Here is a 19920-nt window from a genome sequence, read left to right as displayed (position 1 = left end):
AAACCTCTGCCGAAGCGCCCCCGCAACCCGCCCCGCGCCCGCCGCCCCGCCGTGGACACGGCGGACACGGCCACGCCGTCGCCTCAAACGCCGGCTCCGGCAACGCCCGATACAGGCGAAGAGTCCGCCGCTCCCCGCCCCCGGCGGCGTGGCTGGTGGAACCGCTTGACCAGTTAGGGCGAAATTTCCTTGTCGCCCCACCACCTTGTCGCCCCGCCAAGGGCGGCGGTGCGTCACCGATACGACGAAGGCCCGGACACATCGTTCCGGGCCTTCGTCGTTATGCCTCTTTTTGGTGTTTTCAGGCGTCGAGCACGGGACCGGGTATCAAGAACGGGGTGAAAAAACGCCCATCGAAAATCAATTACGCCGCCAGTCCTTCAAACGCCGGCAAGCTCGAATCATGTCCTCGTGCGCGCCGGCGAAGGACAGACGGATGAAACGATGCCCACGATGCGGATCGAAATCGACGCCGGGAGTCACGGCGACGCCGATTTCCGCCACCATGCGCCGACAAAGATCTTCACTGGACGCCGTTTGGTCCGATACGTCGGCGTAAAGATAAAACCCCCCCTCGGCGGGCGATAGTTTATCGAATCCGGCCTTGGGCAGTTCCTCAAGCAAAAGATCGCGGTTTTTGCGGTAACGGGCGACATTACCGTCCAATTCCTCGCGGCAATCGAACGCAGAAAGGGCGGCGATCTGCGAAAGTGTCGGGGGTGAAATAAACAAACTCTGGGCCAGACATTCGATCGGGCGCGCCAAATCCTCGGGCGCCACCAGCCACCCCAGACGCCAGCCGGTCATCGAAAAATATTTCGAAAAACTATTGATGACGACGCCCCCGCAATCGTACGCCAAGGCGCTGACACCCTGCACGCCATAGGTAATGCCGTGATAGATTTCATCGGAAATCAGACGCACTTCATGGTCTCTGCACCAGTCGCACAAGGCCTTCATCTCGGCGTCATGGAGCATGGTGCCCGCCGGGTTCGACGGGCTGGCGACAATTAACCCGTCGATCGGCTTCGCCAGCCCATCGAGGGCGCGCACGGTGGGCTGGAAGCGGGTTTCCGGGCCGACGGGAATATCCACGACCTCGATCCCCAGAGCGAGCAAGATATTGCGATAGGCGGGATACCCCGGACACGCCAAGGCGACGCGATCGCCGACATCGAACGCCGCCAAGAACGACAGCACGAAGCCGCCCGACGATCCGGTGGTCATCGCAATCCGCGCGGGATCGACCGCGACACCGTAGGTGTCGCGGTAGTGGCGCGCCAGGCGTGCGCGCAATTCGGGCAATCCAAACGCCGGCGTGTATCCAATGGCGTCGGTAAGCAACGCCTCGCGGGCCGTCGCCAAAACCTTTTGCGGAGCCTTGCTCGACGGTTGACCGACTTCCAGATGTACGATATCCGCGCCTTCGGTGACGCGGCGTTGGACATCGCCCATGATGTCCAGGGCGAGAAAAGGGGGAATCGTCCCCCGGGTGGAGATCTTTAAAGCCATTGAGAAATTGTTCCTTAGTGTTGCGCGCCGACGCCCAATCCCGCGCCGCGAGTGTCGGCGGAAACCTGGCAACTCCCGGGCTTAGGTGGAAGCCCATCGGGACATGAAATGGCGACCACGCGTCCTTGGTCCGCGGCTTTCCCGAGATGGTGGCCGCGCCGAGACAAGGCGTCGATAACCGCCTTTTTCATGGTCGGTTCATAAAAGGTGATATCGGGCGTCGCCGGGTTGAACACCCTAGGCGCTGCCATCGCCGCGCCCAGGCGCACCCCGGCCAACTGAGTGCGCGCGGCGACGTTGACGAGAGCCGCCGGCGCCGGCAATCCCCCGCCGGCGGCTGCGGCGAAATAGACCTCGTGAACGTTATCGTTGGTGACCAGCATCGGCGTCAACGCCAGGGAAGAACGCCCCCGGGCCGTCGGGTTTTCAGCAAGGAAAATGCCTGTACCTTGGGCGACTTTTCCGGTGCCGAACGCCGCCCCCAGGGTAAAGGCGCAGGCCACCGCATCGCCCTGGGGATCGACGGCGACGATGCTCGCCGCCGACGGCGACGTGCGCGGGGTCGGCGATAAAGGCGCGAAGTGCGACGCCGGCGTGTGCCGACGGGAATCGAAGGACGCCATCATATTTTTACTCCCGGTGTCGATTTGGGCGACGTTGCCGACCTGCCCGCCGCCGCGCTTGGCGAACGCGCGCATCGAAACCTCGGCCAGGAGATGAGCGCGCGCCGCCGCGTCGTCCGAGGCGAAACCGCCATCGCGCACGATCATCGCCCACATCCGGGCGGCCAACGCACCGCCTTCGGGCGGGGCCGCGAAATAGGCGGTGCGCGAGGAAATCAAGCTGCCAAAGGGGACTTTCAACGGTGCCCGCCACTGCGGCGAAAAATCACGCAAGTCGGCAAGATCGAGCGATCCACCCGCGGCGCGATCGGCGGCGACGAAACGACGCGCCCAAGGGCCTTGATAAAAATCGCCGACGCCCTTGGCGCGGATCAGGCTGAGTACCGACGCCAAATCCGGGCGCAGCAAAAGATCGCCCTCGCCGACCGGCGCACCGGTATCGCGTCGGGCAAGGATCGCCGCGACTCCCGGATCGGCCATCAGGGATTGTTTCACCGGATCGAGCTCGCGCGCGAAAGCCTTTGAGACCGGCGCGCCAAAGCGCGCCAAGGCCTCGGCCGGGGCGACAAGCTCGGCCCAACGGCGCACGCCATAGCGCGATTGCAAAGCGAACATGCCGCGCACGTTACCGGGCACCGCATCGGCGATGCGGGCGCCGGGCAACACCGTTTTCGGCGCACGGTTGAGAAAGTCCAGGGCCTCGACGGCGCCGCTTTTACGGTCATGGACAAGACATACCCCGCCCCCGCCCAGTCCCGCCGAGGACGGCAGGCCCACCGCCATCGCGAAATAACCCGCCGCCACCGCGTCCGCCGCCGTGCCGCCGGTGTTCAAAACATCCTGGGCGATCAGGGCGGCGCGGGGGTCGGCGGCGGCTACCGCCCCCGAAAACCCTTGGACATAGGTCAAAGTTCCCTGCGACACTCCCGACGTGGACGAACAGCCCGCGACGAGGACCAGCGCCGCGAGAACGCCAAATTGACGCCGGCGCGCCGCGTGACTACCTTTAGGCGAAACAGTAAGGCTCAATCCCTTGATAAACCGCATGCGCACGCTTTTTCCTTTTATCCTGAGAGGCCTAATCTTAAACCTAGGCTTCGTTCTTTGGCTTTCATCGGCGCCGCCTGCCAACGCCGCCGGCATCAACCTTATCCGCGACAGTGAAATTGAACGTACCATCCGCACCCTGGCGACGCCAATATTCAAAGCCGCAGGATTACACCCCGGGGATGTGAAAATCTACCTGGTTAACGATAACACCCTTAACGCGTTCGTCGCCGGGGGGCAAAATATCTTTATCAACACCGGATTGATCCTGAGAAGCGAAACCGCGTTGCAATTGGTCGGCGTCATAGCCCACGAAACCGGCCATATTCAAGCTGGCGATTTATCGCGTACCCCACAGGAACTCGCCAAGGCCAAGATGTACGGCATCTTGACGTCGGTCCTCGGCCTAGCCGCGGCGGTGGGCACCGGACGGGCGGACCTTGGCGAGGCCATCATCCTGGGCGGCCAGGGAACCGGTCAGCGCGCCTTCTTGAAATATTCGCGCACCCAGGAGGCCGCCGCGGATCAGGCCGCCATGCGTCTGATGGACGCCGCCGGGGAATCGTCCGAAGGCCTGCTCCAATTTCTCAATATCCTAGAACGCCAAGAGAAACTGAGCCTTGGCCATCCCAACCCCTACCTTTTGTCCCACCCCCTCAGTCGCGAGCGCGTCGAAGCGTTGGCTCAGCACGTCGCCCACTCGCCTTTTTCGACGGTCCCCATCCCGCCCGAAGTCCACGCTATGTTCGCGCGGATGAAGGCCAAGCTGTTCGCCTTTCTCAATCCCCCCGCGGCGACGTTGCGCCGTTATCCCACGACGGACACCTCCCTGCCCGCGCGCTACGCGCGGGCGATCGCCGCCTATCGCACGCCGGATTTGCCCAAAGCCCTCGACGAGATCGACGCCTTGATCAAAGGCCATCCCAAGGACGGCTATTTCTGGGAACTGAAGGGGCAAATGTTGTTCGAAAACGCCAAAGTGCCCGAGGCCATCGTCGCTTACCGGCGCGCCGCCGAGTTGTTGCCGAAGGCCTATCTTATTCGCAACGATCTCGCCCGCGCCCTGCTTGAGGCCGGCGACCCGAACCTGTTGCAGGAGGCTATTGACGATTTCAAGACCTCGCTGAACGATGAAGCGGATCAGCCGTTCATCTGGCGACAGTTGGGAATCGCCTATGGGCGCAAGGGCGATCTGGGCCAAAGCGCCCTCGCCCTGGGCGAGGCGGCCTTGCGCAGCGGCGACACCAGCGAGGCGATTTACCACGCAAACAAAGCGCAAGGCTTGCTGCCCCATGGATCGCGCGGCTGGCTACACGCCCAGGATCTTTTGGACGCCGCCCATCAGGCGAGCAAGGATAGCGGTAAGGCGCGATGAGGTCCGCCGCCGCGCGCCCCTTTATCGCCCACCCCCGGGTCGTCGTCTTATTTTTTTCGATACTGGCCGCCTGCGCCGCGCCGCGCGCGCCCGTCACGCCCGAAGGCCGTCTCGACGTGCTGGCCCCCGACCCGGGCTTTTTCTCCCGCGCCGCGCCGGGCGATTGGGTCGTCGAGGGTATGCACGATGGCAAAGGCGGCGGGAGCAAGAGCGGCGGAACTTGGTCGCTTTCCTCGTTGGACGGCGTACCCGCGATTAAGGTGGTCAACGGACGCGCGCCGTCGGTTGCGGTACGGCGCACCCAGGCCCTTGTCCTGGCGACGCCGTTTCTCAGTTGGTCTTGGAACGTCGGACCGTACCGCGGCGCATTGCACCCATTGCGCCTTATCGTCGGCTTCGACGGCGGCGCGCCGGATACCGGCAAGGGGTGGGACAATGGCCTGTTTCATGCCTTTGTATCGAAACTTCCTTCCCATGACCGGGAAATTTCTTTCGTCTGGGGACGTTCCGCCCTGGAAAGGGGAAAACTCTTCGCGCCCCCCTCGCACGGAAGAAAAACGCCCGCTCCCTACTACGTCGTACGCGGCGGACGTGAAAACACCAGCCAGTGGTGGTTGGAAACCGTTGACCTGTCCGATCTTTACAGCCGCGTCTGGCCCGGCGACGACATCGAAAAGGCGCGCATCGTGTTCATCGGTCTCGCCGCCGAAGGGGGACGCCCCCCTTCCAGCGCCTATTTTTCCGGCATTCGGCTCTCGCGTTAAACGTGTTCGGACACGCACCGTCATGTTCTCACCATAATTTGATCGCACGGTGCGCCTGATTCCTTGTGTCCTTCCTCCAGGCGGGGCAAGATGTCCAACCTTTCACGACGCCCTTTCAACCGATAGAGTTCCCATCCCATGACCGCAGCCTCGACAATACGCTCCTTCCTCGCCGCCGCAATGCTCACACTGGCGGCCTTCCTTCCCGCCTATGGCGCCGAAGGCGGGCAAAGCGCCTTGACGCCCGCTCAGGAAAAAGCGGTCGAAGGGGTCGTGCACGATTATCTTTTGAAAAACCCCGAATTGATCATCCAGGTCATGCAGGAGCTGCAAAAACGCGACGAAGCCCAACGCAAAAATCAAGCCAAAACGGTTCTCGGCCACGCCAAAAAAATGGTCGAGCACGACCCGACATCCCCGGTTTTGGGCAACCCTAAAGGGGACGTCACCGTGGTCGAGTTTTTCGATTATCGCTGCCCGTACTGCAAGCAAGTCTTTCCGGCGACGCAGAAATTGATCAAGAGCGATCCCAACCTGCGCTACGTTCTCAAGGAATTCCCGATCTTGACCCCCGAATCGCTGATCGCATCCAAGGCGGCCGAAGCGGTGTGGCTACACCAAAGCACCAAGTACGCCCCCTTTCACGCTGCGATGATGGAGGCGCGCGGGGGACTGAGCGAAGCCAAAATCTTCGATCTTGCGGCGAAAAGCGGCGTTGACGTCGCTAAGATGAAAGTCGAGATGAACGGCAAGGACGTCGCCAAGGCCATCGACGACAATCACCGCCTCGCCCAGTCCTTGAATATCACCGGCACGCCGACGTTCATCATCGGAAATGAGTTAACCTCGGGTGCATTGCCCATCGACGTCCTGCGCGCCAAGATCGCAGCGGCGCGCAAAGAGGCGAAAATGGCCCACTAGGGCAAGCGCACGTCTCGCAACTTTATTGCGGCGGGGGCATGGGCAGCTTCAACGGCGTCAATGCCCCCGCCGCCCCGCGCGATATCGAGTGCGGCGCGATCGGTATAAGGACGAAGCGCGACCCTGCCGCACCATCGACGAGGAGCAGCAGGTTCTTTCTCCCCGCCGCTTTCGCCTGCCGGTAAAGGGTCACCACCTGATCGGGCCGCCAGACGTCAACTTGGTTGACTTGACGAATGACCTCGCCGCGGACCAAAGCAGGCGTGGCGTCCGCATCTTCGGCATCGAGCATCGTAATGACAACGCCCGTCGTTTCCCAGCGCACGGCGAACAGCGTGCGCATCTTTTTCGTCAATGCGGCCACCGTTATACCGATCGCGGGAACAGACGCCACGGCGTCTCGGACAACACCGCGTGCGGGCGGTCTTTGTCCCACGACCAAGGACAGATCATGGTTTTCACCCATACGCACCACGGTGACGACGAGGCGTTTTCCCGGGGGGACCGCGCGCATCAACGTCATGATTCGCGCATAGTCCTTCACCCGCTTGTGAGCGAGAGCCGTGATCAAGTCTCCCGGTTTAAGTCCGGCGCGATCGGCAGGTCCGCCCAAATCCACGCCCCGGATCAAGACGCCTTCACGCGCCCCCGATCCCAAGGCCTCGCCGACCGCCGCATTGGCGCCCTGAACGGACAGCCCAAGATAGCCATCCTGGGCGCCAAACGCGAGGGCGGACACCCCCATCACGACGACGAGAATCCAAGAAAATCCCGCGCATATCCCCATCGCACGTCGTGCGAACACTTTGCCCTCCTAGTGGTTTGAGTTTAACATTTGAGTCCGATGCAATTGGACACAAATGCGTGAAGAAATCAAACTGCAACAAAAAGATAGATAGTGGTCGGCCCGATGGTTCGCGGGAACGGAACGTCGGCCCGATCCACTAGCATCGGGGTGATGTTATCGGCTTTATTTTAATCAACTTAACGTTGATGCTGAAGGTAGGATACTCCAGGACCATACGGCTAGGAATACCGTTGTCGAGAATTTGAACCTCGATGCTGTATTCCGGTTCGGCGGCCAGGCTGCCCGGCGGGTAAAACCCCATCCGCACGTTCCATCCGGGACGGTCGAGCAACGCGCCGAGCGTGCTCCCCGCCCCTTTTCCGGCGGAAAAGGGCTTGGAAATAAAGGCCTCGATACGACGGCCTTCATCAACCTGGGAACCGTCAAACACGGTGCTCGAAAAAATGTGCTCCCCGGCCTCGGCATGGGCGAGCAGACGGATGCTGTGCATGGTGGGAAACAAGACGTCGGGATCGAGGGCGATCGTCCGTGTCTCGGGTTGAACGAAAACCGCCTGCGCGCCGTCCGCGCCGTGGGCGGCGTGGCCTTGGATATCCTCGCTGAGGTTGCCGATAATATTACGCCCGGAAAACCGGTAGGATTTTCCGTCCAAAGACTCCCAGGTCGATAAAAAGGTGTGCTGCGGTGAATCGCGCCCATCGTTGCGCATCACATTCATCAACCAGCTCTGGTCGAACAGCCAGCCGCCGCACGTTTTTTCGAAGGAGCTCGTCGTCTCGCCGCGAATTTCAACGACGGAACCACTGTCGTCTCCCTTGCCCAGGGATAGGGCGTACGTGGCGCGATATCCCGCCAGATCAACGGCACGGGCCGTAGCCGGAAGGAATACCGTTCCCAAAATGATCGCCGCTAAGATGTTTTCAATGCGCCTCACCGCCTACTCCTTATTCGAAATTCCAAAACCCCGCCCAAAATTCCACGTCGGGGGCTCCTCTCCCCGTGCCTCCCCGCGCACCCCGTATTCACGAGGCTCGAAAAAAAGAGCCTATCGGCGCGCCAGGCGTTCGAACAGCTCCGCCAGGGTGTCGGCGAAACCCTGGACGTCGAGCAGCGGGCTTTTCTTCAACTGCTCCCTTAGTCCTCGGCGCAACTGGCGCAATTGCGCCCTGTCGTCCGCGAGGGCGCAAGCGATATCAACGTATTGCGCCGCATCGTCGGCACACCAGCGCGCGTTTCCGCTCGCCTTCAAAATGGTTTTTCCCATCAGCGAAGCCCTTCGATCGCCTTTCAGGGCGACCACGGGTACGCCCATCCACAGGGCGTCGCAGATTTCGCCAAGACCATTAACGTCGGGCGTATCGAGCAGGATATCGATGTCGCTCAAAAAGTGACCCCGCGGGGAGACGCCCTCTTCGTCATCCTGTATCGATATCCGTTCCAGCAACCCCGTTTGCGAGAAGGCGTCGGCCACCAGCGGCCACAACTGGCGTTGTTCAAGACCGCCGCCCAGCAATAAGCGCGAACGCTTGACCCGGCGCAAGACATCCGCCCACAAGGGGATGGCGCTTTGCATGCGGGCCAAATCCAAGACCCCGCCAAAGGTAATAAACCCCTTGCGCGCCACCGGGGTTTTATCGCTGCCCGGGGTCACCAAGGTTGGTCCGCCGGAATAGGCGAACAAGGAAGACCCCAGACTTTCGCAGGCGACCCCGCCACCGTCACGGCGATCGATATCCAGCATATCGTCACAGCTTAGAATGACATCGCAGCATCCTTTCGGCGCCGCCAGGGGCGTCCCCAACCAACTCACCCTGACCGGAGCGGGCCCGCGCGCCAACACGGCGAGGCGATGATCGGCTTGTACGGCGCAAGTATCGACGATCAGGTCCAGGGCGTCGTTTTGCATGATCCTGAACAGCGTATCGTCATCGATGTTGAACGTACCACGCCAATGATGGACCTCTTTTTCCAGACGCAGTGTCGCCGGATGGGTTTGCGTATACTGCTGATAGGCGAAAACCTTGAACCGTTTCGGATCGAGCCGAGAAAGCAAGCCGATCAGCAGTTCGCTCTTATCGGTAATCGCCGCGTGTCCGATGATCATGCCGATATGCAGGGCGTCGTCCCCTCGGGGACGCGATACCGGTTTATCGCCCGCGCTTCGCGCGCCTTTCGCCGCGGCTTTGTCTTTGTGCGTCGCGGCCACCAACGCACCTATCTTGGCGATGATCCCGGGATAGTCCCGCCAAGCGTCTTGATCGCCATACATCAGGGAAATCGCCTTACGGCACAGCGCGTCTATCCCATCCGGGGCGATCCGCATGGCCTTGTCGATATTCGCCATGGCCTCGCCGATACGCCCCTCCGCCAACAGGGCGTCGCTAAGATAGGTCCAGCATTCGGGGTTGTCCGGGGCCAGGTGGGCGGCTTTTGCAAGCACCTCGGCGGCGCGGGGGATGTCATTGACGTTGATCAACGCCCGCCCCAGCAAGATCAGACAATCGACATTATCCGCGTTCAGGCCCAATTCCCGTTCGCAGTAGGCGATGGTTTTCTTATAGTCGCGTTCATAAAAATGCACCGCCGCTTCCACGTAGTACCACGACAGCGCCACATTCTTCATGTTTTCTTCGAAATCGTCGAAGCCTTGAGGGACGTAGCGCTTGAGGGTCGGGTTGGAAACCAGCGTGGTCGCCAACTTGGAGTAATAAAGACTGTTCGACAAATCGCCGACGCGCGAATACATCGCACTTAGGATATCCGCGAACTCGCGCCAATCCGGTTCGCGCGCGTGACCTCGTTCGAAAAATTTAATCGCCCGCCCCAGATCGTCGAGCAAAAAAGAAACCAACCCAAGAACAAACAGGGCCTCGGCGCCTTCGGGATTGATCTTCAACGCCTGCTCGCACGAGCGAATGGCTTCATCATTGTCCGAGGATGTAAACGCCAGAAAAGCCTTTTCGACATGATCCAGATAGGCGTCTTCACCCGTATCGGTCGCAACCGTCATTCCGACGACTCCTTAACATAAACGTTCACCGCACGCGCACCGTTCCCGGCGATATATAGGCGGTCACCACGCGATCACCTATTGTATAAACACCATTGTGTCCTTCCGGTTAAGATTTCATATCGTACCCAACATCAACCTTCTCATCCACCCTCAACCACCCCATCCGCCCTCTCGCGAACATAGTCATCGCGGAGTGGGCATTTTTTTCCCCCCCTACCTATCCCTACACACCCTTATTTTCCCGTCTTGGGCAAAAATAATATAAACAAAAAAATAAAACATTTTAGTTTCAATTAGATATTCCTATGGCACACCCCTTGCAGAACTTCCGCCAGGATTCATTACGCGCGGAATTTTGCCATGGAAACCACTCCGATAAAGTCCAAGGACCTGCCCCCAGGCGTATCTCCTGTATCTAAAACGGGGGATCCTGCGGCTAAACTGCTCGATAAAATCGGCGGTTTCGGCGCCTATTTGCATAAAACCGGCGTGCGGCCCGGCGTCGGCAACGTCCTGTTTTCTTTAAAGGGATTGTTGGATGTCGGCAAATTAGCCCCAGGCAAGACCGACCGCCTGGATGCCCCTCATGTCAATACACCCGTGCGCGCCGACGATACGCAACAACAAGCCTCCGCCCCCAAGAACGACGCGACGTATGACCACGCGTCCCACACACACCACCCCGACGACACGCCCCACGACGACCGTCGGCGTCGGGAAAATAGCTCGCATAGGGATGATACGCCCACATCGAAGGCGACGTCGCGAAACGATGCGCAAGACCATACCCCCACGGCCACGGCCAAAAGTCACGATGACGCCCCGGACGTGAAACGCGCCGCCGGCAAGGATAAAAACAGGGACGATAACGCCCCCGCCGCGGCGATCGCCGCCGCCACGCCGGACACGGCCAAACCGCCCGCCGCTTCGGTTGTCGAGGTCGCCGCCCTGACCACCCAAGCGGCTCGCCGGAACGTGCGCGATACGCCCACGCCCCGGAACGACGACGGTTTGGCGGCGCCCCTAAAAAAGGACCTTGGCGGCAAGGCGCAAAACATTCCCCACCCCGCCGCAAACACGGCTCAGGAAGAAGCCGCGAAAGCGGCCGCGGCGGCAGGGAAAGTCACACCGGCAGGAAGAGGCAAACAAACCCACGAATTGGGTTCATCCCACGGCGCCCAACAAACCCAAGGCGCCCCGGCGGCGAAATTGGATTCCGAGGCTTCCGCACGCCAGCTGCAGGCCCAGGCGCTCGCGCGGACGCTCGGCGATGACGCCCGGATGAAAGTTCATGTCAACGTCAAGGATGACGCCACAACCCTAAAATCGCAGACGTCGGCCAGTTTGGCCCCGCAAGCGGCCTTAGCGAGCGCCCGGGGACAATCGCAGAGCGCCAAGCCGTCGAACGGCCACGGCGCGACTCAGACAAAGGCCTTGCACTTGGCGCAAGCCCCCGTTGTTCAACCTCAAGGCGCCGCCCAAATTGGCGCGGTCCAGGCCGCCTTCGACACCGCCCTGAAAGCCGCAAACGGCGGTGGCGCGGCGACGACGGCCCTTAACGCGTCCGGCGCGGCGGCAACGATGGGGGCTATGAGTGGTGGGGAAAGCGCGCAGGCGGCCTCCCTGGGAAGCCCGATGGGACTCCAGACGCCGACTCAGCAAAGCGCCGCCATTCATAAATCCGCACCACCACCGCCCACCCCCTCGCACAAACCGGTGGCCGAACAAGTTTCGGTCCAGATCACCAAGGCCTTGGCCGACGGTCTGGATAAAATTCGCATCCAGTTGCGCCCGGCGTCCATGGGCCGGGTTGACGTTCAGATCGAGCTCAGCCGCGATGGCCACGTTTCGGCCGTCATCTCGGCCGACAACAAACACACCCTGGACATGCTGAAACAAGATTCCCGGGAACTTCAAAAAGCCCTTCAAGACGCCGGCCTGCAGGCGGGAACGGGTGATTTAACATTTAACCTCAACGAGAACGGCGCACAAGGCGGCGGCGGCCCGGAACATCAGCCGCCTCGGTTGCGCGCTATGAAAGAGCCGTCACTCGAAGACTTGTTGAGCGCCGGTCCCGATCATACGGATGTCGTCACCAAAGATCGTGTCGATATCCGGGCCTAAGGAGAAATAAAAATGTCAATTTTAAGCGGCGTCGGCACCACGGGAGCGGCCGATACATCGACACAGTCCGGTCAATCGAAGAATAAGCTCAACAAGGACCTCAATCAGTTCCTCACCCTGTTGGTGACGCAACTCAAAAACCAGGACCCTTTGCAGCCTCTAAAGGCCAACGAGTTCACCAACCAATTGGTCCAATTCGCCAGCGTCGAGCAGCAAATCAATCAGAACTCCAATTTGGAAAAATTGCTGACCCTGCAAAAATCCTCTCAGGTTTCCTCGATGGTCAGCTATCTGGGGCGCTCGATCGAGGCCACCGGACAGCAGTTTCAATTACAGAAGGGCGTCGGAAAATTCAGCTATACCCTGGGCGCCAACGTGCAGGACACCACCGTCACCATCCAAAACGCCAAGGGCCTGACCGTGTATTCGGGACCGGGAGAAACCGCCTCGGGCAAGCACGTCTTCAACTGGGACGGCAAGAACAATAGCGCTCAGCAAATGCCCGACGGCGCCTATACGGTCAATATTTCCGCCAAGGACCATCTGGGCAATATCCAGGACGTCGCCCAAACCATCTTCGGCACGGTAACAGGAGCAGGTGTCGATGCCGGAAGCGCCATGCTCGACATGGGTGCGGTGCGCACGAAAATGGACAACGTGATATCCGTACAATAGCCCGCGACGGCAAGAAACAAGACCAAAACCGGCGCATGCCGCCGCAATGCTAAGGAGAAGAAAATGAGCTTGTATGGTGCACTGTTTTCAGGCGTTTCCGGCCTGACCGCCCAATCGAGCGCGATGGGCGCCATTTCCGACAATATCACCAACGTCTCGACCATCGGCTACAAGGGGACGACCACAAATTTTCAGACATTGGTGACCAAGCAAACCTCTTCGACGTTTTATTCCGCGGGCGGCGTACAGTCCAAGCCGCGCCAGCAAACCGACGTCCAAGGATTGTTGCAATCATCGACATCGCAGACCGATATTTCCATGTCCGGCGCCGGATTTTTCGTCGTCAATCAGGCGCCGGTTCCAGGAATTAGCGACCCGTACCTATATACCCGCGCCGGATCGTTTATCCAGGACGATCAAGGTTTCTTGAAAAATGCACAGGGCTATTACGTCCAGGGTTGGCCCACCGACCCCGCAGGAACGGTCATTCCGGCGAACACGAACTTGACCGTCCCCAATCAAAACGTCATTTCCTCGGACTACTTGGAAAGCATCAACCTTAATCGGGTCGGCGGCACGGCGGCGGCGACCAATACGGTCGCAATCGGCGCCAACCTGCCGTCCAGCGACGTCGCCGGAACCTCGCATAAAACGGACGTCCAGTTCTTCGATTCCCTAGGCAACGCCAACAACCTGTCGATCAACTACACCAAATCGACCACCGGAAACCAGTGGAACGTCGGAATCGCACCGCCACCGGGCACCGCCGTCAGTACTTTATACGACAATTCCGGGAACGTTTATTCCAGTTCGGGGTTGGTCGAATTCACCGCCATCCCCGCCGCCGGCAGCACCATTAAGATCGGCTTCGGATCGGCCACGGCGACGACTTATACCTTCGTCAACGGCGCACCGACCGGCAACCAGATCCAGGTTGACGGCGGGAAGACCTTGAGCCAGGTCGTCGCCGCGCTGGTCGCCAAGGTGCAAAGCGCCGATCAAGCCTTCGCCGTGCAGTCCAATCGCATAGAGGTCAAGCCCGGCGTATCGACCGCCATTCAATTCAACGAGGGCGGCGTTGGCGAAATTTACGTCGATCTTTCGGCGACCTTGAATTCCACTGGCGGCGCGGTGACCAATCAAACCGGATCGTTCACCGTCAAGCAGACGGATAACGCCTACAGCAATTACACCATGCTGCGCTTCGACCCGGCGAACCTTCCGGCCAACGGCGACACCATCTCCATTCGCGGCACCACATATACCTTCCAGTCGGCGGAGCCGGCGAGCGACGGCGACACCGTCATCACCACCAGCACCTTCGGCGCCATGATGGCCGACTTGGAGAACTCGATCGAGGCCAATGATTCGGTTCTCGCGGTGACCGGCAACCGGGTCAAGCAATTCGACCTGGACAACAACGGCACCAACGACACCCTGTATATCGAAACCGTCGCCAACGTCACCGACAACATCGACACCTCGGGCATGACCGCGGCGTCGCGGCCCAAGGACGGCGACTTGACGGCCTACGCCTCGACTACCATTCCGGTGGCGACGGCGTCGGGCATCGTGTTCAGCGCCGACGGCCTGCCCTCGACCTTCAACGTCAAGGATCTCGAATTGCTTGGCTTTGCCAACGGCGCGCAAAACATGAACAACGCCACCAATGAAGGCAAACGCATCACCTTTGACTTCGGCACCGTCGGACAAGCTAACGGACTGACTCAGTTCGGCGCCGAGTTCACGCCCAATTTCATCACCCAGAACGGGTCGAAATTCGGCACCTTCTCCGGCGTCACCATCGGCACCGACGGTCTTGTCACCGCCTTGTTCGACAACGGCGAAACGCGCAAGATTTTCAAAATCCCGGTGGCCACTTTCACCAACCCCAACCAGATGTCGTCGCAAACGGGAAACGTATGGACGGCGACCCAAAATTCGGGGGATTACACCTTACGCAACGCCGGTAGCGGGGCGGCAGGCCAGATCATTCAAAGCGCGCTCGAAGCCTCGACCGTGGATATCGGCGCCGAGTTCACCTCGATGATCGTAGTCCAGCGGGCCTATTCGGCAAGCACCAAAATTATCTCGACGGCCGATCAGATGCTTCAAGAATTGATGAACGTCAAACGATAAGTCCTTCCTTAAAAAAAGAAGGAAACGAAGCAAAAGCCGGGGGCGGAACGCCCCCGGCTTTTTTATGTTTTTCTCGAACGCAACCAACGCGCTCCACGACTCCGGCGGGCGAAATTTCGCATGGCGCGCGGTCTTTTTATCCTTATCTTTTTCCCGGATTAGGCATTCATTAACACGAATCCTCTATCAACAAAGGGCTTGAGGGAAAGAATGCAAGGTACAATGAAACACGATACATCCCACGACCGCCCCGTGGGCGGAACGATCGGTGGAGCCTCGTCCACGGCGAATATTGACCACGTCAGCACGGACGAGAGAGACATGGACGCCAACGAACTTCCGCCGGCGGACACAAAACGCTGGGTTAGCACACGCAAGGCCCAAGTCGTCACCGCCGTGCGTACGGGCGTCATCACATTGGAAGAGGCGTGCCGCCGATATGCGCTGTCGATCGAGGAATTCGTATCCTGGCAGCAAAAATTGGATCGCCACGGCACGGCCGGCCTACGGGTTACACACCATCATCGTCGGCGTGGATAGGGCGCGCACGTCGCCGCGCGTCCTCGTTCAGTCTCCGTCTGGTTTCAAACCCCACACGTCCCCGTCTCCCGAGGCGGCGGGGCGATGTTCGCCGGAATCTTGTTCTTCCTCGTGCGCTAGGGGAAAATCGACCCAAAACGTGCTTCCCACGCCATTTTCACTTTCGAAGCCGATGACGCCGTTCATCAAATCGACCAGCTTTTGGCTGATCGATAAACCGATTCCCGTCCCTTCGATTTTGGCGGCGTCCTCGCTTAAACGGGTGAAGGGCTGAAAGACCGCCTGCTGTAGCCGAGAAGGGATTCCCGATCCGTTGTCGGCGACGGAGAAACGGAGCATGCCATGGCCGGTTTGCGCACAAGACACGATAACCTTGCCCCCGGCGACGTTATATTTAATCGCGTTGGTCAGAAGGTTAAGAATGACCTGCTTAAAACGCACCGCATCGGCCAAAAAAATGGGCGCCTCGCCCTCACCTATTTTATTATGCACGGAAATTCCGCGCTCCCGAGCCATTTCACCGATCATGCCCAGACATTCTTCCATCGCGTCGTAAGCGACAATTTCACTGATATGAACCTTTAATTTACCAGCCTCTATTTTCGCCAGATCGAGAATTTCATCGACCAAGAACAGCAGGTGTTTTCCGCCCTTTCGTATTTGCCCAATGGATAACGAAAGATGCGGATGCGCCTCCACCAGAGGGTCGCTTTCCAACAGCTGCGCGAACCCCAAGACCGTGTTGAGGGGCGCCCTCAGTTCGTGGCTGAGGGAGGAAACGAAATCCGTTTTCGCCTTCGACGCCTTAACCACTGCTTCCTTATCGACAAGATCGGAGGCTTGGCGCGCGTTGTGCACCGCCATCGCCGTCGTCGCCGCCAAGGCGGACAGCGTCATGCGATCTTGTTCGGAAAATGGACGCCCCCCTAATTTATTGACAACCTCGAGAACGCCGATCGCCACACCCTGAATAATCATCGGCGCACACAGCAACGACAGCGTTTTAAACCCGGTCGCCTCATCGACCCTCCTCGAAAAATGCTGGTCCGCACTGACGTTATCCACGATCAGGGGGGCGCGCTCGCGAAGGGTCCGCCCGATAATGCCTTCGCCGGACGGCAGCCGCATGCCGAAAATATCTACCGGGCCCGAACATGCCTGACACACGTTCTCTTCCGTATCGATATCGATCAAAAACAACGATGCAGCCTCGGCGTGCAGGTGCTCCTTGATTTCACGCACCCCCGTTTCAAGCGTCGTGTCGAGGTCCAACGACGCGGCGAAGGCATTGTTGAGAGACTGCACAAGAGCCAGTAACCCGGCTGGGGAACCCGCGTTTTCCGTCACGGGCGTTTCCTCGTTGGCGGGCGTGTGACGCGCACCTGATGACGAAATGTTAACATCCGGCAGTATCATGAAAATTACCCACTCGATCATCCTATGGCCCGGGCGTCCTATGGCCCGGGATAAACCGCCCCCGTGCCGCCGGTCGCGGCGCACACGTTTTCCCGGTCGGATTCTTATCCGTTGGTATATATCTTGGCGTTGAACGTCTCCTGTGCAATATCCTTTTCAGACAGGGGGATAAATGGGGAAATTATACCCGCGCCGATCGGGGGGCGACCTCAGGAGAACAGCCCCCAAAAAGGAAGAAAAAAACAATATAATTTATTGTTTTATATGATGTTAGGCGTAATATCAGAATAATTTTAACATATAATGCTTGTAATATTTTTGCGCTATGTGATCATCGCCGCGACATTGTCTTCGCACCAACCAGACAAGGAGCCGCGCCGTGTTTCCTCAGCATGGAACCCCACCGCCGTTTACGCCGGTTCTGCTGGCCGGAATCGCCGCGCGACCCCTCTCACCGCGACTGCTTCAACCCCTTGTGGATAGGGCCTTCCGGCGTTTTCACCAGACTCAACCGGATTTATTCGACCGCCTTTCACAGTTGTCCGACCCGACTTACTTCATCGACCCCTGCGATTTGCCTTTCGCCTTTATTCTGGACGCCGACGGCGCCGGGGCGAACGTTGAGGTGACGCATGAAAAAACGCGGCCCACCGCCGCCACCATTCGCGGCCCCTTGATGAGTCTGCTCGATCTCTTGGAAGGGCGCATTGATGGCGACGCCCTGTTTTTTTCGCGCACCCTAACCATCGAGGGCGACACCGAAGCCGTGCTCGCCCTGCGCAACGCCGTCGATGGCGCCGAGGTCAACCTCATCGAAACCATCCTGCCCTCCTTCGGCCCGTTGTCTCGACCTCTGCACGGCCTGGCCCATGCCGGGGGACGCCTGTTCGAGCGGGCGCGCCGGGATCTCGAACTTTTGCAGTCATCATTGCTGGCCTCACGGCACGGGGGGAAAACGCCATGAGCGCCATGGAACTGGTTTGTCCCGCAGGCACGCCCGCAGCGCTAAAGGCCGCCGTGGACAACGGCGCCGACGCCGTTTACATGGGCTTTCGCGACGCCACCAACGCGCGCAATTTTCCCGGCCTCAACTTCAGCCGCCCCGAGTTGGAGCAAAGCCTGGCGTACGCCCACGCCCGCAATTGTAAAATTTTCCTGGCGATCAACACCTTTCCCGAAGCGGGCAACCCGGACCCCTGGTTTCAGGCGGTTGACGACGGTGCGGCGCTCGGCGTGGATGCGGTAATCCTCGCCGATATCGGCATGCTCGCCTACACCACGGAAAAACATCCCGACCTGCGTCGCCATCTATCGGTCCAAGCATCGGCGTCGAACCCGGAATCGATCCGCTTTTACGCCGACACTTTCGACGTCAAGCGGGTGGTCCTGCCCCGTGTCCTGACGCTGGGGGAAATTACCGCGTTGAACAAGGAAATTTCGGTCGAGACCGAGGTCTTCGTCTTCGGCGGCCTGTGCGTGATGGCCGAGGGACGCTGCGCCTTGTCGTCCTACGTCACCGGGCAATCGCCCAACGTCAACGGCGTCTGCTCGCCGGCCTGCGCGGTGCGCTACGAGGAAGACGGCGATCGCATGATCTCGCGTCTCGGCGATTTCACCATCAACATTTTCGAACAGGGCGAGGCCGCCGGCTACCCGACCCTGTGTAAGGGTCGCTTCAAGGCCGGGGGCAAGATATCGTACCTATTCGAAGACCCGGTCAGCTTGAACGCCGCCTCGATCCTGCCCGAACTGGCCGCGGCGGGCGTCTCGGCCTTGAAAATCGAAGGCCGCCAGCGCGGCAAGGCCTATATCGCCCAGGTCGCCGCCTCGTTCCGCAGCGCCGTTGACGCCATCGCCGAAGGTGGCGGCCGTGGCGCCCCGTCCGACCTGACGGCGATTACCGAAGGCCAACAAAAAACAGCTGGCGCGTACCAAAAAACCTGGCGTTAAAACTGGGCGCGGGCGCCACCGGACAGTGACGGAGAAAACGATGAGCCACCCCACAACCCTGGTCATGGGTCCGGTCCTTTACAATTGGGACCCGGAGGCCTGGCGGGACTTCTATTTTCGTATCGCCGACGAGGCCGATGTTGACGAGGTTTGCGTCGGCGAGGTGGTCTGTTCCAAGCGCACGCCCTTTTTCGAACCCTATATCGGCGACGTCATCGAACGCCTGTTGGCGGCGGACAAGCAGGTCACGTTATCGACGCTGGCGTTGATCATGACCAAACGCGAGATGCAGAGCGTCCGCGACTTGGCCGCAATGGACGACGACAACATCACGGTCGAGGCCAACGACGTCTCGGCCACCGCGCTTCTCAGCGGGCGGCCCCATGCCATCGGCCCCTTCGTCAACGTCTATAACGAAGGCACGCTGGCGTTTCTCGCCGCCCGTGGAGCGCGGTCGGTCTGCCTGCCCGTCGAATTGGGCCGGGACGCCATCGCCGCCCTAGCCAAGGACGCGCCCACCGCGCTCGAGGTGCTGGTCTTCGGGCGCTTACCCCTGGCGATCTCGGCGCGCTGCTATCACGCCCGCGCCCACGATCTGCATAAGGACGGCTGCCAGTACGTCTGCGCCAAGGACCCCGACGGCATGGAGGTCGAAACCCTGGATGGCAAGCCCTTCCTGGCGGTCAACGGGGTGCAAACTCTATCCCACGCCTATACCGACCTCGGCGCGCACATCGCCGAACTGCAATCCATGGGTGTTTCCCGCTTACGCCTATCGCCGCACCAAAACACCGACATGCCCTCCGTCGCCGCCATCGTGCGGGACCTCAGCGCCGGAACCATCGCCCCCGAGGAGGCCCGCGCCCGCCTCGCCGCGCTCAACCCCGCCGCCGATTTCTGCGACGGCTACTTCAACGCCGCCCCGGGCTGCGAACGAATGGACGGGTGAACGAACAGGTCACGGGACAACGAAAGCACATCCGTATATGATCGGGGAACCCGGGTCAACGCCG

At 60.2% G+C, this 19920-nt stretch carries 16 protein-coding genes; 10 read left to right on the top strand and 6 right to left on the bottom strand.

Translation table 11 applies throughout. The features are described from left to right. Nucleotides 1–360: 360 nt before the first annotated feature. Nucleotides 361–1512 (bottom strand): pyridoxal phosphate-dependent aminotransferase, encoded by a 1152-nt coding sequence (locus tag P3M64_RS13210; protein ID WP_132939230.1) that lies wholly within the window; start codon nt 1510–1512, stop codon nt 361–363. Nucleotides 1513–1526: 14 nt separating this feature from the next. Beyond that, nucleotides 1527–3182: a gamma-glutamyltransferase gene (locus tag P3M64_RS13205; RefSeq protein WP_165886329.1), complete on the bottom strand. Its 1656-nt coding sequence runs from the start codon at nt 3180–3182 to the stop codon at nt 1527–1529. Between P3M64_RS13205 and P3M64_RS13200 the strand changes: the two genes are divergently transcribed. The 3 genes from P3M64_RS13200 to P3M64_RS13190 all read left to right on the top strand — a co-directional run bounded on the left by P3M64_RS13200 (nt 3181) and on the right by P3M64_RS13190 (nt 6242). After that, a complete protein-coding gene (locus P3M64_RS13200; RefSeq protein WP_243644777.1) occupies nt 3181–4557 on the top strand; it encodes a M48 family metalloprotease in 1377 nt (458 codons plus the stop codon). The genes P3M64_RS13205 and P3M64_RS13200 overlap by 2 nt on opposite strands. Continuing rightward, the gene (locus P3M64_RS13195) at nt 4554–5321 is read left to right on the top strand and encodes a DUF3047 domain-containing protein (RefSeq protein WP_132939228.1); all 768 of its coding nucleotides are present in this window, start codon (nt 4554–4556) and stop codon (nt 5319–5321) included. The genes P3M64_RS13200 and P3M64_RS13195 overlap by 4 nt, the downstream gene beginning before the upstream one ends. A gap of 138 nt (nt 5322–5459) precedes the next feature. Continuing rightward, nucleotides 5460–6242, top strand: a complete 783-nt coding sequence (locus tag P3M64_RS13190; protein WP_132939227.1) for a DsbA family protein — start codon at nt 5460–5462, stop codon at nt 6240–6242. Nucleotides 6243–6264: 22 nt separating this feature from the next. On the opposite strand, the gene P3M64_RS13185 is transcribed toward P3M64_RS13190, so the two are convergent. From P3M64_RS13185 to P3M64_RS13175, 3 genes are all read right to left on the bottom strand, one after another. Then, nucleotides 6265–7047, bottom strand: a complete 783-nt coding sequence (locus P3M64_RS13185) for a PDZ domain-containing protein (RefSeq protein ID WP_132939226.1) — start codon at nt 7045–7047, stop codon at nt 6265–6267. A gap of 139 nt (nt 7048–7186) precedes the next feature. Next, nucleotides 7187–7984, bottom strand: coding sequence for an EipB family protein (locus P3M64_RS13180; protein ID WP_132939225.1), 798 nt, complete (start codon nt 7982–7984; stop codon nt 7187–7189). Between the two features lie 111 nt (nt 7985–8095). After that, nucleotides 8096–10060 (bottom strand): tetratricopeptide repeat protein, encoded by a 1965-nt coding sequence (locus tag P3M64_RS13175; protein ID WP_132939224.1) that lies wholly within the window; start codon nt 10058–10060, stop codon nt 8096–8098. 363 nt (nt 10061–10423) lie between these two features. On the opposite strand from P3M64_RS13175, the gene P3M64_RS13170 reads away from it, so the two are divergent. From P3M64_RS13170 to sciP, 4 genes are all read left to right on the top strand, one after another. Further along, entirely contained in the window at nt 10424–12187 is a 1764-nt protein-coding gene (locus P3M64_RS13170; protein WP_132939223.1) for a flagellar hook-length control protein FliK, read from the top strand. Nucleotides 12188–12199: 12 nt separating this feature from the next. Continuing rightward, nucleotides 12200–12862, top strand: a complete 663-nt coding sequence (locus tag P3M64_RS13165) for a flagellar hook assembly protein FlgD (RefSeq protein ID WP_132939222.1) — start codon at nt 12200–12202, stop codon at nt 12860–12862. Between the two features lie 63 nt (nt 12863–12925). Continuing rightward, a complete protein-coding gene (locus P3M64_RS13160) occupies nt 12926–15001 on the top strand; it encodes a flagellar hook-basal body complex protein (RefSeq protein WP_132939221.1) in 2076 nt (691 codons plus the stop codon). A 222-nt stretch (nt 15002–15223) separates the two neighbouring features. Beyond that, the gene (gene sciP / locus P3M64_RS13155; RefSeq protein ID WP_322111141.1) at nt 15224–15541 is read left to right on the top strand and encodes a CtrA inhibitor SciP; all 318 of its coding nucleotides are present in this window, start codon (nt 15224–15226) and stop codon (nt 15539–15541) included. A 27-nt stretch (nt 15542–15568) separates the two neighbouring features. Here sciP and P3M64_RS13150 read toward each other — a convergent pair whose 3' ends face one another. Next, complete coding sequence (locus P3M64_RS13150) at nt 15569–16888, bottom strand: GAF domain-containing sensor histidine kinase (protein WP_165886328.1); 1320 nt, start codon at nt 16886–16888, stop codon at nt 15569–15571. Between the two features lie 448 nt (nt 16889–17336). Between P3M64_RS13150 and ubiT the strand changes: the two genes are divergently transcribed. Genes ubiT through ubiV form a run of 3 tightly spaced genes read left to right on the top strand, consistent with a single transcriptional unit; the run spans nt 17337 to nt 19856 of the window. Continuing rightward, nucleotides 17337–17921: a ubiquinone anaerobic biosynthesis accessory factor UbiT gene (gene ubiT / locus P3M64_RS13145; protein WP_132939219.1), complete on the top strand. Its 585-nt coding sequence runs from the start codon at nt 17337–17339 to the stop codon at nt 17919–17921. Further along, nucleotides 17918–18907 (top strand): ubiquinone anaerobic biosynthesis protein UbiU, encoded by a 990-nt coding sequence (gene ubiU / locus P3M64_RS13140; protein ID WP_132939218.1) that lies wholly within the window; start codon nt 17918–17920, stop codon nt 18905–18907. Before ubiT ends, ubiU begins: the two co-directional genes overlap by 4 nt. A gap of 40 nt (nt 18908–18947) precedes the next feature. Beyond that, a complete protein-coding gene (gene ubiV, locus P3M64_RS13135; RefSeq protein ID WP_132939217.1) occupies nt 18948–19856 on the top strand; it encodes a ubiquinone anaerobic biosynthesis protein UbiV in 909 nt (302 codons plus the stop codon). The last annotated feature ends 64 nt before the right edge of the window (nt 19857–19920 follow it).

Origin of the sequence: Varunaivibrio sulfuroxidans, assembly GCF_029318635.1 — a bacterium.
Taxonomy (GTDB): domain Bacteria; phylum Pseudomonadota; class Alphaproteobacteria; order Rhodospirillales; family Magnetovibrionaceae; genus Varunaivibrio; species Varunaivibrio sulfuroxidans.
Note: the sequence above shows the minus strand (reverse complement) of the source record. Positions and strands in the feature narration are given on the sequence as shown.